Raw genomic sequence first — 14128 nt, 5'->3', positions numbered from 1 at the left:
CATGTGTTAAGCACGCCGCCAGCGTTCATCCTGAGCCAGGATCAAACTCTCCGTTGAAAACAAACAGACACAACCAAAACCACCGGAAATAACGGTCATAATGGCTGCACAAAATTTGAAACCAGCTAAAAACACCAAACCAATACCACAGGGGCGGCACGATTCGGCAAATTCAACCAATTACATACATAATCGGTATCAACAAACTTGGCACACTATTGAGTTCTCAAACAACAGACACACCCGGCACCACCCAAACCAACGTTCAGGATCGCTCCGGAGCAACTTTTCAAACTTACCCGATCCCCGCCTCCGAAGCAAATCCATCTTTCAGGATTCCCATCGAATTGAAGACCGCCCCATACCGATTTCCAGCGCCCTAAAGAGCAACCAGATTTTGGCTTTGAATTGGGGGTCCTGGCCACCCGGTGAACAGTTCTTCACTGTCTCCCCCGCGGCGACTTAGAAAACAATACACGCACACCGGTCCCATCGCAAACCGGCCCTTCGGAGGCCGGAAATCCCCGGTATTCCGCGGCGAAACCCGGGGTGGAGCGCCTGCGCAACCTGCCGTCGTCGTCATTCTGCCGCTGTGTGCTGCCGCACAGGTGTTTCCTGGCAGGGCCGGCCGCTGAACAAGCAATGGGTTAAACGCAGAAGGGCCGGCAACCGTAAGGTTGCCGGCCCTTCTCAAGCAGCTGGAATCAGCGGTGCTGGATTACCAGGAAGACTTGGTGATGCCCGGGAGCTCACCGCGGTGAGCCATGTCGCGGAAGCGAACACGGGAGATACCGAACTTCTGGAAGGTGCCACGGGGGCGGCCGTCGATGATGTCGCGGTTGCGCAGACGGATCGGGGACGCGTTGCGGGGCAGCTTCTGCAGGCCCAGGCGGGCTGCTTCGCGTGCTTCGTCGGTTGCGTTTTCGTCAACCAGGGTCTTCTTCAGTTCGAGGCGCTTGGCAGCGTAACGCTCAACGATGACCTTGCGCTGCTCGTTGCGAGCAATCTTGGACTTCTTAGCCATGTTTAGCGCTCCTCTCGGAATTCGACGTGCTGGCGGATCTTGGGGTCGTACTTCTTCAGGACCATGCGGTCCGGGTCGTTACGACGGTTCTTGCGGGTTACGTAGGTGTAACCCGTGCCCGCGGTCGACTTGAGCTTGATGATCGGACGTACGTCCTTGTCCTTAGCCACTAGAGCTTCACCCCACGAGCCAGAATGTCGGCGACGACTGCGTCGATACCGCGCACGTCGATGGTCTTGATGCCACGTGCAGAAACCTGCAGCGTGACGTTACGGCGCAGGGACGGAACCCAGTAGCGCTTCTTCTGGATGTTCGGATCGAACCGACGCTTGTTGCGGCGGTGCGAGTGCGAAATGCTGTGCCCAAAGCCCGGCTCGGCCCCGGTCACTTGGCAGTGTGCTGCCATGACTTCTCCTCAAGAATTGAAAGTAATGATCCGCATATCTGCTGCTGGACCATGCTGCCAAGTGCGACCCACAGAATGTACGGGCAACGGTTAGTTACGCAACTTGAGCCCCTAACTACCGGCCACCCTGGAGAAAATTACCGGGCAACCGGAGCAATTGCGCACGCTCCGCGCACTTAGCGCCTACCAAGTCTACGAGTTGACGCAATTAAAGACCAATCGGGTGTATAAGGGCTTGCCCCTGTTGAAAGGTCACAGCAGTCGGTGGCCCCTTTTCACAGCAGGGACATAGCTTCCCCAAGCATGTTTGATGCATGAACACACAGCTCCTGCCGGCATCACCGGCCGCAAGCAGCTCCGGCCGCCCGGAGCTCTCACCACCGAAGATACCCGCCCGCGGCTGGTTCGCCCGCCAGTACCGCCGGCGCATGCTGCGGACGGACTTCCTGACCGTCATTTCCTGGGCATCCGTTGCCGCGGCAATCTCCCTGTGGCTGGCAGACGGCGGGGCCACCAACATCACCTCGCCCGCCTCGCTGTTCACGGCGGCGGGAATCGTGGCCGGCCTGGCGGGCATGGACCTGGTCCTGCTGATGCTGCTCCTGGCCGCGAGGATCCCGTTCATCGACCGCACCATCGGCCACGACCGGGCCCTGGAATTCCACGGCAAACTGGGCAAGCCATCCCTTTACCTCCTGTTGGCACACGGCCTCCTGCTCGCCGTCGGGTACGGTATGGCCGAGGGACTGGACCCGGTCAGCGAATCCATCAACTTGTGGGTGCAGGTCCCCGATATGTGGCTGGCGTTCGTCTCCATGGCCCTGTTCATCGCCGTCGTGGTGACGTCCCTGGTGGCTGTGCGCCGGCGCTTCCCGTACGAGTTCTGGTACGTGGTCCACCTGCTGACCTACGCGGCGGTGGCAACGTCAATCCCGCACCAGTTCAGCGTGAGCGGCCTCTTTGCGGCCGGCACCTGGCAGCGGTGGTACTGGCTCGCCATCTGCATCTACACCGGCAGTGCCCTGGTGTACTTCCGCATCCTTGAGCCGGTTCTGGCCACCGCGCGCCACCAACTGACGGTGACCCGCGTGGAGGCCGTGGCTCCGGGCGTGGTGAACATCGTCATGCGGGGACAGAAGCTGGACCAGTTGGCGGGGACGGGCGGACGCTTCTTCATCTGGCGCTTCCTGGCTCCGGGCATGTGGTGGCACCCCCACCCGTTCAGCCTGTCCGCGGAGCCGGTGGTCAACGGCCGGGACGGCCAGGGGACGCTGCGGGTCACCGTCCGGAACCTCGGCGACGGCTCCGCCCAGCTGCTCCGGCTGCGGAAGGGCACCAAGGTGGCCCTGGAGGGTCCCTACGGATTGCTCAGCACGGCAGCCCGGACGAAGAACAAGGTGGTGATGATCGGCGCAGGCATCGGCATCACTCCCCTGCGCGCGCTGTTGGAGACCACCCCGTTCGCTCCGGGCGAGGCCACGGTCCTGCTCCGCGGCCACACTGACAAGGAGCTTTACCTGGGCAACGAAATCCTTGACCTCTGCCAGGCGCGCGGGGCCCGGCTCTTCCACCTCACCGGGCCGCGGGGCCCTGGCCGGTCCACCTGGCTTCCCGAGGACTCGGTGCGCAACGGCTACAGCCTTACCTCCTATGTGCCGGACATCAGGGATGCGGACGTCTACGTCTGCGGCCCGGCGGCGTGGGCGGCCAACGTCATTGCGGATGCCGGGAAGGCCGGCGTCCCCGAGGAACAGATCCATCACGAAAGGTTTGACTGGTGAAAATTCGCGGAACAGTCGCAGCAGCTTTGGCCTCCGCCGGGATCCTCCTGGCGGGCTGGCAGACAGGCACGCAGGCCGGCGGCATCAGCACCGTCGCATCAAGTACGACGGCGACCGGCACCACGGGTGCAACAGGCACCGGGTCCACGGGTGCAACAGGCACCGGGTCCACGGGGACGGGGTCGTCCGGGTCGTCGGGGTCCTCCAGCTCGTCGGGCACCACAGGTTCCTCCGGGTCCGCAAGCTCCGGATCCTCCGGTTCGTCCAATTCCTCCGCCTCCGGCACCTACAAGGGAAACACCGTCCAGACCCGGTTTGGCCCCGTGCAGGTCCAGATCACGGTGGCGAACGGGAAGATCACCGATGTCACGGCGCTGCAGCTGACCAATACGGACGGCAAATCCATCCAGATCAGCAACCGCGCGGCACCCCTGCTCCGCAGCAAGGTCCTGGCGGCGCAGTCTGCCAATGTCCAGACCGTCAGCGGCGCCACCATCACCAGCGACGCCTACCTCACCTCACTCCAGGCAGCCCTCGATGCAGCAAACCTCTAACCCCCTGCCCGCCACGGCAGGCACCACCCTGAAGGCCCGCACCTTTGACTGCATGGGAACGGTCATCGGCCTGACACTGCCGGTGGACTCCCCCGCGGAAGGGCAGCCGGGGCTCGACGAGCTCGCTGCCGCCACCTCCGTCGTCGAACGCCTGTTCCGGGACCTGGACGAAACGTTCAGCCTGTACCGCCCCGATTCGGAAGCCAGCAGGCTGGCGCGCGGTGAACTGACGCTGCCCCACGCCTCGGCGCAGATGCGCGAGCGTTATGCCGAAGCCCACGAGTGGCGGCTGCGCACGGAAGGGGCCTTCACCCCTGAAAGGTCAGACGGGGTGCTGGATCTGTCCGGGATCATCAAGGGCCATGCCATCCGCGAGGCCGGGACGTCGCTCCTGGCCCTGGGCCGCCGGGACTGGTGCCTGAACGCCGGCGGCGACGTCCTGGTCAGCGGTTCGCCGCACCCCGGCAGCGCCGAACCCTGGAAAGCCGGCGTGGTGGACCCTGCCGACCGACTGACCCTCATCACCGGATATCCGCTGGGCGGCAACAGCCGGCACAGCGCGATGGCCACCTCCGGCTCCGCTGAACGCGGCGAGCACATCTGGCGGGTGGGAAGCGGGGCGGGTGACGACGGGTTTGTCCAGGTCACCGTTGCCGCCGAGGATATTGTCACCGCCGACGTCCTGGCCACGGCGATCGTTGCCGGCGGGACACGGATGCTGGACCGTGCCGCGGACAACTGGGACGTTGCCGTGCTGGCCATCCGCGCGGACGGCTCGATCCTGGCGACTCCGGCGTTCCAGCCGGGGTAGGAGAGGCGCAGCCAGGACCCGCGCTACAGCCGGGTGAGCTGGGGATACTTGGCCTGCATGTTGTCCCCGGAGGATTTCCCGGTGACGCGGCGGACCACCCACGGCGCCGCGTATTCGCGGAACCACTGGGCATTGGCACGGATGGCGTCGGCCCCGCTCAGTTCCGGCACCGGAGTCATGGGCGGGACGTCGATGGAGTGGTCATATTTGAGGACCTCAAGCACGCGCTTGGCCATGTTCGCGTGGCCGGCGGCGGACATGTGCATCCGGTCGTGGGCCCACATGCCCCAGTCGTAGTACTCGCTGAAGCGCCAGTAGTCCACCAGCAGGGCGCCGTGGTCCCCGGCGATCCCGCGCACCAGTTCGTTGTAAATGGCAGTACGGCCCCGCATGGTGCCGAATACCTTCGAACCCCGGGCGTCGAAACCCGTGAACATCACCACGGTGGCGCCGGTGGCAGCGAGCTTCGCCACGGCGTCGTTGTATTCCACGAGGAGATCATCGATGTCCACGCGCGGGCGGAGGATGTCATTGGCGCCGGCGTAGATGCTCACCAGGGTGGGGTTGAGCTCGACGGCGGCGTCCACCTGCTCAGCCAGGATCTGGCGGAGCTTCCTGCCACGGATGGCCAGGTTGGCGTAGCCGAAGTCCGGGTCCGCGGCGCAGAGCTGTTCCGCCACACGGTCGGCCCATCCGCGGACACCGTTGGGACGTGCCGGGTCGTCGTCACCGACACCTTCGGTGAAAGAGTCGCCGAGTGCCACAAACCGGGAAGTGAAATCCATGCGGTTAGTTTGCCACCCGTTGCCGGAAGCAACCAATCGCCCGGGATGCTCCCAGGTCAGGCCTGGGTTTCGCGCAGGATCCAGTGGTCCGAGTCCAGGCGTCCCACCACTTTTTCACCGATCCGCGCCAGGTCCAGCACGTCCTGTTCAGTCAGGGCATCGAGGAACAGGTCACGGACGTCCTCAACATGCGCCGGTGCCAGGCCGACAATCGTGGCCATGCCTTCCTCGGTGAGGTGCGCCGTGGTCACCCTGGCGTCGTGGGGGTGCGGGCGGCGTTCCACCCAGCCGCGCTTCTGCAGCTTGGTCACCACGTGTGAGAGGCGGGACAGGGAGGCGCTGGTGCGGGCTGCGAGCTCGCTCATGGGCAGGAACCGGTCCTCGGCTTCGGACAGCATGGCCAGGACCGTGTAATCGAACAGGGACAGTTTTCCCGCGGCGTGCAGCTTGGTGTCCAGGGCGGCAGGCAGCAGCGTATTGATGCTTACCAGCGCCAGCCAGGCGCGGCGTTCGTCGGCGTTGAGCCAGCGGGGTTCGGTCATGTTCCCTATTCTACGATTGATCCTTCAAGTAGCTGGTGCGGCGCCGGTAGGCTTGCCCCATGTATGTTGTCTCCCTCACCTACCGCGTGCCCCAGGAGATCGTCGACTTCCACAACGACGCCCATATTGCCTGGCTGCAAAAGGCGTTCGACGACGGCGTGTTCATCGCCGCCGGACGCAAGATTCCGCGCACCGGCGGGTTGCTGCTGTCGCAGGCCGAACGGGAAACCCTGGACGCGAGCCTGGCGCGGGATCCGTTCTACACCAACGGGGTTGCCGACTTCGAAGTCATGGAATTCCATGCAGGCCGGGTGGCCCCGGGCTACGAAATCCTGCTGGACACCTCTCCCCAGCCCGCACCCTAAGGCGGGCTGCTTCCCGAAGGTATGCTGCCGGCGTCGGACGTTCCGGCGGCGAGCTTCTTCAACCCGCCCTTCCGCGGAACCTTCACCGGCTGGGGCCAGCGCGGGGTGAGGGTGTCCCCCAGCGTGACCCCACGGAGCTTGCGGCCGAAGAGCGGCAGGACCCAGTCGTGGACCCAGCGGCGCTGGCGCCGCTCCCACTCGCGCAGGCCGGGCCGGGCGGGTGGTTCCCAGTCCCTGGGTTTGATCTTGTGCGGCACGCCCAGCTGGTCCAGCACCTGCCCGGCAAGGTATTTGTGCCCGGCTTTGGACATATGAAGCCGGTCCGAGTCCCACATCCGCCGGTCGTGGAAGGCGTCCAGGCACCAGTAGTCCACCAGCACGGCCCCGTATTTATCCGCGATGTCCCGGACCCGCTGGTTGTAATAGGTGTTGCGCTTCTTCAGTGGCTCCAGCAGAGCGGACACCTTGACGTCGAACCCCGTGAAGAGGACCAGCGTGGCCCCGGTACCGGCCAGCCGGGCCACCAGCTGTTCGTAGTCCGCCATGAGCGCCGGCATGTCGGTCTTCAGGTCCAGGATGTCGTTGCCGCCGGCGTAGAGCGTGACAAGCGTTGGCCGCATCCGCAGCGCCGGTTCCAGCTGCTCGTCGACGATGTGCCGCAGCCGCTTGCTCCTGATGGCCAGGTTGGCATATTTCCACCCTGGCTGCGCCTTGGCGAGTTTCTCGGCCACCCGGTCGGCCCACCCCCGCACCCCGTTGGGCAGCCGCTCATCCCGATCCCCCACCCCTTCGGTAAAGGAATCCCCAAGGGCAACAAACACCCGCCGCCCGGAGTCAGGAAGCAAGGGATCAGAGGGCACAGCCACGAAAGTACCGGGACAAGTCAAAGGAATCACGACGCCGGGATGAACAGTAAGTGATGGGGCGTCCCGGAAATGCTGGCAGGATCTGATGGGGCGTCCCGGAAAAGCCGGGAGGATCTGATGGGGCGTTTGGCTAGCCTTCGGCTTTGCCCTGCCGCCAGTACCCCATGAACGCCACCTGTTTCCGGTCGATCCCCACGTCGCGGACAAGGTACCGCCGCAGTTCCTTGATGACCCCTGCTTCGCCCGCCATCCAAGCGTAGAAGGGCAGGGCGCCGGCGGGCAGCTGCGGGTTCCTGGAGCCGCTGATAACGGAGGATTCCAGGCGCCCGGGCGTCTCCCACAGGATGTCTTCATCCACGTTGACGTCATCGGGCTCAGGCCCGGCGCCGCCGTCGTCCGCCGTGATGCCCACCCAGCCCGGCACGGGGACGGCTTTGCGCACGGCCTCATGCAGCAGCTGCCCGTGCGGCCGCGACCGTCCGATGGCGGCGCCGCGGGCCAGCCAGGTGATTTCGATGTCCGCCGGGGAGCTGAGTTCCAGGAAGTCGCCGGCCTGCGGAACTTCCAGGAGGGCGTGGCCACTCATGTATGGCGGGAGCGTTTCGAGGATGGCTGAGATGGCGGGGACGGCGGTTTCGTCGCCGGCGAGCAGGACGCGCTGGGCCATGCCGGGGCGCCACTCGATGCCGGAATAGGTTTCGGCGGTGACGCAGTGCGCGGCGCGGTTGTTCGGGCCGATGAGGGTGAGCGGGTCGCCGGGTTTGGCCTTGGATGCCCAGTCCGCTGCCGGCCCGGCGTGCCCATCCTCGTCGGCGTGCATCACGAAGTCGACGTCGATCTCGGGGTACACCGCATCCAGCCGCGCCTCCCGGACCGTATAGGTGCGCATTGAGCCGCGCACGGCCGGGTCCATGGCCAACCAGTCCCGGTACCAGCCGGCATGGGCGGTGTCGAAGGCGGGGACCGGCAGGACCGACCCGTTGGGGGCCTGCGATGGAATGACGAGCTTCACCCGCAGGTCCAGGGTGTGGCCGTGGACGCCGAAGTCACGCAGGGAGTAGCCGCCGAAGGTGATCCTGCGGAACGTGGGGCTCAGTTGCTGGACAGCGGAGACGGTCACCTCGAAGGCAAGGCTCATCGGCTGGGTTGCCGGCGGCTGGGTGGCGGCGCTTTCCCGGGTCTTCATGAAACGAGCTCCAGTTCGGTGGTTGTGGCGTGGTGGCGGCCGATGGGAAGGATCAGCGGGGTACCGGAGACGGGGTCCGGGATGACGCGGCTCTCCAGGCCGAAGACGTTTTTGACCAGGTCCTCCGTCACCACGTCCTGCGGGGACCCCAGGGCTGCCACGGCGCCGTCTTTCATGGCGATGACGTGGTCCGCGTAGCGGGCGGCCAGGTTGAGGTCGTGCAGGACGATGGCCACGGTGGTGCCGCGCGTGCGGTTCAGGTCCGTCACCAGGTCCAGGACCTCCACCTGGTGGGCCAGGTCCAGGTAGGTGGTGGGTTCGTCCAGCAGCAGGACGTCGGTTTCCTGGGCAAGGGCCATGGCGATCCAGGCCCGCTGCCGCTGCCCGCCGGACAGTTCGTCCACGTCCCGCCCGGCGAGCTCCAGCGTTCCGGTGGCTTCCAGCGCGCGCTGCACCGCGGCGTCGTCCTTGTCACTCCAGCTGCGGAAGAAGCCCTGGTGCGGGTACCGTCCCCGCCCCACCAGGTCGCGGACGGTGATCCCGTCCGGGGCGCTGGGGTGCTGGGGAAGCAGGCCCAGGGTGCGGGCCAGTGCGCGTGCCGGACGGGAATGGATGTCCTTGCCGTCCAGGGTCACGGCGCCGCCGGCGGGTTTCAGGAGCCGGGACAGGCCTCGCAGCAGGGTCGACTTTCCGCAGGCGTTGGCGCCCACGATCATGGTCACCCTGCCTTCGGGGAGCCGGACGCTGAGGCCGTCCACCACGCAGCGCTGGTGGTAGCTGAGGGTCAGGTCCTTGGCTTGGAGAACTGCCACGTCAGGCATCCTTTCGGTTGGCCGTGACCAGGAGCCACAGCAGGAACGGGGCGCCGAGCGCGCCGGTGACCACGCCCACCGGGAGCACTGTGCCGCCCAAAAACAAGGGGGCCAGGTTGGCGGCGAAGTAGTCGGCCGCCAGGACAATCAGGGCGCCCACCATGGCCGACGCCGGCAGGCTGGCTTTGCCTGTGAAGCGGCGGGCGATGGGACCGGCCAGGAAGGCGACGAACGAGACCGGTCCGGCAGCCGCCGTCGCCACTGCTGCCAGCGATACCGCGACGACCACCAGTGCCAGGCGCGCGGTGTTGACCCGGACGCCCAGCCCGGCCGCTGCGTCATCCCCCAGTTCCAGGATTCGCAGCGGCCCGGCGATAAGCCCGGTGGCGGGAACCAGGGCGGCGAGCGCAAGGAAGAGGATCCCGGCGCGGTCCCAGTTGGCGGAGTTCAGGGATCCGTTCAGCCAGACCAGGGCGTCGGCGGCGGTGCGGATGTCGGCCCGGGTCATGAGGAAGCTGACCACGGCCTGGAGGGCTGCCGCGGTCCCCACACCGGCCAGGACCAGCCTGTTTCCGGCAGCGGTTCCCCTGCCGGTTCGGCGGGCGCCTCGGGAGATCGCGTAAATCAGGGCCGCCACGGCCAGGGCACCCGCCAGCGCCGCCGCGGACACAGCGGCACCGGATACGCCGAAAACAACGATCGCAACAACCGCCGCCGCACTGGCCCCCGAGCTGATGCCAATAACGTCGGGGCTGGCGAGGGGGTTCCGCAGCATGGTCTGGAACAGGGCGCCGGCCAGGCCGAACGCGATCCCGATCAGGGTGCCGATGACCGCGCGGGGAAGTTTGTTCTCCATCACGATGAAGCTGGCGCCCGGAATCTTCGCGCCGCCGGTGAGGTGGTTGATGACGATGGTGAAGAAATCCGGGATGGTCACCGTGTAGCTGCCCAGCAGGACGGACGCGAAGAACAGGATCACGACGGCGGCAGCCAGCACCGCGGTCCGGTGCAGTCGCCCCCGTCCCCCGCGCTGCTCCATCACTTCTGGCCCCTTGGGACCGGTTTTGGCAGCCGGATCTGATAGCGCAACGCCGGTCACAGGCCTGCCCCTTTCCCGCGGCGGGCCAGCAACACGAACACGGGGGCGCCGACCAGGGCGGTCATGATGCCCGCCGGGATTTCACCGGGAAGCAGCACCACCCGGCCAACGATGTCCGCGCCCAGCAGCAGCGCCGGGGCGGCCACCAGGGACAACGGCAGGATCCAGCGGTAGTCCGGGCCGGTGAGGAAGCGGACGGCGTGCGGGATCACCAGGCCGACGAACCCGATGGGCCCCGCCAGCGCGGTGGCCGTGCCGCACAGCAGGACCACCCCCAGGGCCACCACGGCGCGGGACAGCCCAACCCGTTGGCCCAGCCCGCGGGCAACGTCGTCCCCCAGGGCAAGGCTGTTGAGGGTCCGCCCGGCCAGCAGCACAACCAGCGCACCGGCCGCCAGGAACGGCAAAGCCGGCAGGACTACCGGCCAGTCACGGCCCGCAATGCCGCCCACCTGCCAGAAGCGGAACCGGTCGAGGGTGTCCTGGCTGGAGACCAGAATGACGTTCATGAGCGATGACAGCCCGGCGCTCAATGCTGCTCCCGCCAGCGCGAGCTTCACCGGCGTTGCACCCTCCCGGCCCAGCGAGGCGATGAGGTACACCACGACGGCGGCCGCGGCGGCCCCGGTGAACGCGAACCAGATGTAGCCGGTGAAGGTGGTGACGCCGAACAGGTAGATTCCGGCCACTACCGCCAGGGCAGCCCCGGCGTTGACACCGATGATGCCGGGATCGGCCAGGGGATTGCGGGCAACACCCTGCATCGCCGCACCGGCAAGGCCCAGCGCACCGCCGGCCAGCAGGCCCAGGACGGTCCGCGGGATGCGGGCGTGCACCACGGCATGGTCCCCGTTTGCGGGATCGAACGCTGTGAGCGCCTGCCACACAGTGCCGAGGGGAACGTCACGGGCGCCCACGGCCAGCGATGTGCCGGCCAGGAGGACCAAAACGACGACGGCGGCCAGCAGCCAGGCGGCAGGTTTCCTTCCCCGAGCATCACCCCGGAGGGTGCCCGGGGCTGCCGTGGGCGGCACCTGGGTGCCATTGTCCGCTGCCGGAGGCGCCGTCGTCGTACTCATGGAGGTGCGCCTACTTCACTGCATCCGCTGCTGTGGCCAGCTGCGGGAGGAACGTGTCCAGGGACCACGGCAGGCTCAGCGGCGACGATGCCGAGATGGAAAGGGTCAGCGTGTTGTCCGAATCGGCCACCAGGGCACCATTCTTGATGGCCGGGATCTGGCCGAGGAGCGGGTCCGCCTTGATGGCGTCAGTGGTGGAGGCATCCGGAACCCAGGTGACGAAGATGTCCGACTGCAGTTCGTTGGCTTTTTCGGCGGACCACGGAATGTAGAACTCCTTGGAGCCCTTGGAGTTGTCCGCCACTACCGGGGCCAGGGTCATGCCGATCTCGCTGAGGAAGCGGGGGCGGTTGTCGTTGGCGGTGTAGACGTTCACGCCGTCGCCCTTGGCGGGTTCCAGGTTGCCGTAGATGAAGCTCTTGCCTTGGATCTGCGGGTACTGGGCCACCTTGTCCTTGACCGTCGATTCGGTGTCGGAAACCAGTGCGGCCGCTTCGGCGTCCTTGCCCAGGGCCTTGCCGATGGTGGTGGTGGCGTCCTGCCAGGAGGTTCCGTAGGCGACGTCCGGGTGGGCCACCACGGGGGCGATTTCGCTGAGTTTCCTGTAGTCCTCTTCCGTCAGGCCCGAATAGGCGGCGAGGATGACGTCCGGGCTGAGCTTGGCAATCTCCGTGAAGTTGATCCCGTCTGCTTCCGAGTACTGGGCGGGAGCCTTGGCCGAACCGAAGCCCGCGCCCAGTTTTTCCAGCGCGGCGTCCTTCCAGGGGGTGGAGCCCTTGTCATTGCCGCCCCACTCGTTCCTGGGGACGCCCACCGGAACCACGCCCAGCGCGATGGCGACGTCGTCGTTCACCCAGGAAACGGTGGCAACCCGGGTGGGCTGCTTCTCGATGGTGGTACTGCCGTACACGTGTTCGATGGTGACGGGGAAGGCGGTGCTGCTGCTGGAACTGCCGGCATCCGCAACGGTGGTGGCGGGACCTGTGCTGCAGGCAGACAGCGTGAGGGCCGCCGCGGCCAGCACTGCGGCAGCTTTACCGGCCGACGAAAAAAGCGCGCGGCGGCTGGGCACTGGGCCGGGAAAGAGGGGGAACGACACGGGGCTCCTTGAATCGGGCTGATCAAAACTTAAGTAAGGCTAACCTATGTAAATCTCCATTACGCAACACTTTTGTCACCTAATCCATCATCGTGATGAAAACCACATCCTGCGATTGGCTGCTTGGACAGGACCCGCATCCTTTGGCAGGATGGCCCTTGCTGGTCCGGCTTTTGAGACACCGGACGGCTGAACAGGAAAAGGACAACGGGAACGATGCGCACGCAGAGGGCCAACTGGGCCGCCGCTGCCGTGGAAAGCGGGGTGGCCGCTTTGGCCTGCACCGCGGAGACTGACTGACTGCCCCGTTATCCGTGGCCCGGCTCCGGGCTGCCCACCTTCACGAAAGTTTCAGCCATGCAATCAGTCACGTCCCAGCAAATCCGTTCATCCTTCGTCAACGCCAGCCGCTCGGAAGCTGCCAAGCTCACCCTGCCCAAAAACTTCGAATCCCTCGACTGGGACAGCCTGGAGTTCCTCGGCTGGCGGGACGAGAAGATGCCGCTGCGCGGCTACCTCGTGGTCCCGGGGCAAAAGGGCCTCACCGGGATCATGCTCCGGGCACCCGAAGGAGGGGCCAAGAAGAACCGGTCGGTGCTGTGTGAGCTCTGCCGGGATGTGTTGTCCAAGGACGACGTCCTGTTGTGGGTCGCCAAGCGGGCGGGCCAGTCCGGACGGAACGGCAATACCGTCGGCACCCTGATCTGCGCCGACTTCGTGTGCTGCGGCAACGTCCGCAGGGAGCCGCCCGTCAATGAGATCAACCCCGATCCCGCCGCCGTGGTGGATCGCCAGATCAAGGGCCTGCAGGACCGAATGGCGCAGTTCCTTGCGCGCGTTCAGGCCAACTAGGACTCCAGGCCACGTTGGCTGGCGAAGCCCCGATCACAGCCGTGATCGGGGCTTCCCTGCCTGCCGGTCAGCGGTAGGAGAAGCTCATCAGCACAGCCTTCAGCGCCTGGCCTTCGGCGCCCCAGTACCAGGCCTTCGCCGCGTCATCGTTGGCGAACGGCTGCGCGTCGAACAGGACGTCCGCGCTCAAGACCCGGTCGCCAAGCAGCACCGGACCTTCCCGCACCTGTCCGTCCGGGGATACAGGCAATCCAGCCGTGAGTTCCATGCGGTATCTTGCGGCGCCTTCACTGCGGTCTACAAAGAACGATGCATGCGGCGTGGGAACAGAATGGTCCCGGAGGCCCAGGACAGGGTCTGTTTCGATGACGGTCCGGGTGGCAGAGCCGGCGACGACGTCGGCGATTTGACCGTAGTAGATGTTGATGCGGCTGCTTCCTTCGGCATCGTGAACCGTGGCCGTTCCCACATACGGAGTTTTCGACGGCTCGAAAAGCTCCACCGTCCAGTCCGCCGGATGGCTGAAGGACAGCCGGCCATCGGGAAAGGTGAAGACGGCCGGCCCCGGGAGAACCGGGGAAGATGTGGCGGCGGGAACTATGGCCCGGCCCGGGTCCGGGGCCACGGTGGAAATGGCGGCGGACCCCGTGGATGAACCGCCATTCGCCGGGGTCCCCTCCGCACAAGCCGCGAGAGGGAGCAGCGCAGCAGCGAGCGCGAGCGGTGCACATTGCAGAAGGCGCATGGGAAGGCCTTTCAAGAGGACGCCATTGTTCTCTCTTGGAACAGCGCGGACCCAGCTTCCCGCAGTGCCGATGGGATTTCTTCAGGCGAGGTGTGGTTGGTCATCCCAGAGTGGCACAACGA

At 66.1% G+C, this 14128-nt stretch carries 17 protein-coding genes; 5 read left to right on the top strand and 12 right to left on the bottom strand.

The window, feature by feature from the left end; translation table 11 throughout:
• Positions 1-718: 718 nt before the first annotated feature.
• The 3 genes from rpsN to rpmB are packed head-to-tail and all read right to left on the bottom strand — an operon-like array spanning position 719 to position 1430.
• Positions 719-1024, bottom strand: a complete 306-nt coding sequence (gene rpsN / locus AB0280_RS12530; RefSeq protein WP_015938870.1) for a 30S ribosomal protein S14 — start codon at positions 1022-1024, stop codon at positions 719-721.
• 2 nt (positions 1025-1026) lie between these two features.
• On the bottom strand, positions 1027-1194 hold the full coding sequence (rpmG, locus tag AB0280_RS12525) for a 50S ribosomal protein L33 (protein WP_013602737.1): 168 nt from the start codon (positions 1192-1194) through the stop codon (positions 1027-1029).
• Positions 1194-1430: a 50S ribosomal protein L28 gene (gene rpmB, locus AB0280_RS12520; RefSeq protein ID WP_018763944.1), complete on the bottom strand. Its 237-nt coding sequence runs from the start codon at positions 1428-1430 to the stop codon at positions 1194-1196. The genes rpmG and rpmB overlap by 1 nt, the downstream gene beginning before the upstream one ends.
• Before the next feature lie 314 nt (positions 1431-1744).
• On the opposite strand from rpmB, the gene AB0280_RS12515 reads away from it, so the two are divergent.
• From AB0280_RS12515 to AB0280_RS12505, 3 genes are read left to right on the top strand one after another with little or no spacing between them, the layout of a single operon-like run.
• Positions 1745-3211 (top strand): ferredoxin reductase family protein, encoded by a 1467-nt coding sequence (locus tag AB0280_RS12515; protein ID WP_366367395.1) that lies wholly within the window; start codon positions 1745-1747, stop codon positions 3209-3211.
• Complete coding sequence (locus tag AB0280_RS12510) at positions 3208-3765, top strand: FMN-binding protein (protein ID WP_307491041.1); 558 nt, start codon at positions 3208-3210, stop codon at positions 3763-3765. The genes AB0280_RS12515 and AB0280_RS12510 overlap by 4 nt, the downstream gene beginning before the upstream one ends.
• Entirely contained in the window at positions 3749-4576 is an 828-nt protein-coding gene (locus AB0280_RS12505) for an FAD:protein FMN transferase (protein ID WP_307491039.1), read from the top strand. Before AB0280_RS12510 ends, AB0280_RS12505 begins: the two co-directional genes overlap by 17 nt.
• A 23-nt stretch (positions 4577-4599) precedes the next feature.
• On the opposite strand, the gene AB0280_RS12500 is transcribed toward AB0280_RS12505, so the two are convergent.
• Both AB0280_RS12500 and AB0280_RS12495 read right to left on the bottom strand, forming a co-directional pair.
• Positions 4600-5361: an SGNH/GDSL hydrolase family protein gene (locus tag AB0280_RS12500; RefSeq protein WP_307491037.1), complete on the bottom strand. Its 762-nt coding sequence runs from the start codon at positions 5359-5361 to the stop codon at positions 4600-4602.
• Positions 5362-5417: 56 nt separating this feature from the next.
• Positions 5418-5903 (bottom strand): MarR family winged helix-turn-helix transcriptional regulator, encoded by a 486-nt coding sequence (locus AB0280_RS12495; RefSeq protein WP_159629765.1) that lies wholly within the window; start codon positions 5901-5903, stop codon positions 5418-5420.
• A gap of 59 nt (positions 5904-5962) precedes the next feature.
• Between AB0280_RS12495 and AB0280_RS12490 the strand changes: the two genes are divergently transcribed.
• Positions 5963-6268 (top strand): YciI family protein, encoded by a 306-nt coding sequence (locus tag AB0280_RS12490; protein ID WP_307491034.1) that lies wholly within the window; start codon positions 5963-5965, stop codon positions 6266-6268.
• Here the strand turns inward: AB0280_RS12490 and AB0280_RS12485 are convergent.
• From AB0280_RS12485 to AB0280_RS12460, 6 genes are all read right to left on the bottom strand, one after another.
• The gene (locus AB0280_RS12485; RefSeq protein ID WP_307491032.1) at positions 6265-7128 is read right to left on the bottom strand and encodes an SGNH/GDSL hydrolase family protein; all 864 of its coding nucleotides are present in this window, start codon (positions 7126-7128) and stop codon (positions 6265-6267) included. The two genes, AB0280_RS12490 and AB0280_RS12485, sit on opposite strands and share 4 nt — an antisense overlap.
• Positions 7129-7264: 136 nt before the next feature.
• Positions 7265-8320 (bottom strand): siderophore-interacting protein, encoded by a 1056-nt coding sequence (locus AB0280_RS12480; RefSeq protein WP_366367394.1) that lies wholly within the window; start codon positions 8318-8320, stop codon positions 7265-7267.
• Positions 8317-9132 (bottom strand): ABC transporter ATP-binding protein, encoded by an 816-nt coding sequence (locus tag AB0280_RS12475; protein WP_307491027.1) that lies wholly within the window; start codon positions 9130-9132, stop codon positions 8317-8319. The genes AB0280_RS12480 and AB0280_RS12475 overlap by 4 nt, the downstream gene beginning before the upstream one ends.
• Before the next feature lies 1 nt (position 9133).
• Positions 9134-10171, bottom strand: coding sequence for a FecCD family ABC transporter permease (locus AB0280_RS12470; RefSeq protein WP_307491063.1), 1038 nt, complete (start codon positions 10169-10171; stop codon positions 9134-9136).
• Between the two features lie 56 nt (positions 10172-10227).
• Positions 10228-11310 (bottom strand): FecCD family ABC transporter permease, encoded by a 1083-nt coding sequence (locus tag AB0280_RS12465; RefSeq protein ID WP_307491025.1) that lies wholly within the window; start codon positions 11308-11310, stop codon positions 10228-10230.
• 10 nt (positions 11311-11320) lie between these two features.
• Complete coding sequence (locus AB0280_RS12460; protein ID WP_307491023.1) at positions 11321-12409, bottom strand: iron-siderophore ABC transporter substrate-binding protein; 1089 nt, start codon at positions 12407-12409, stop codon at positions 11321-11323.
• A gap of 357 nt (positions 12410-12766) precedes the next feature.
• Here AB0280_RS12460 and AB0280_RS12455 point away from each other — a divergent pair, with 357 nt between their 5' ends.
• Positions 12767-13261, top strand: a complete 495-nt coding sequence (locus AB0280_RS12455) for an FBP domain-containing protein (protein WP_307491022.1) — start codon at positions 12767-12769, stop codon at positions 13259-13261.
• A 67-nt stretch (positions 13262-13328) separates the two neighbouring features.
• Here AB0280_RS12455 and AB0280_RS12450 read toward each other — a convergent pair whose 3' ends face one another.
• Positions 13329-14006, bottom strand: coding sequence for a hypothetical protein (locus AB0280_RS12450; RefSeq protein WP_366367392.1), 678 nt, complete (start codon positions 14004-14006; stop codon positions 13329-13331).
• Between the last annotated feature and the right edge of the window lie 122 nt (positions 14007-14128).

Origin of the sequence: Pseudarthrobacter sp. 902506025 (assembly GCF_040702325.1) — a bacterium.
Taxonomy (GTDB): domain Bacteria; phylum Actinomycetota; class Actinomycetes; order Actinomycetales; family Micrococcaceae; genus Arthrobacter.
Note: the sequence above shows the minus strand (reverse complement) of the source record. Positions and strands in the feature narration are given on the sequence as shown.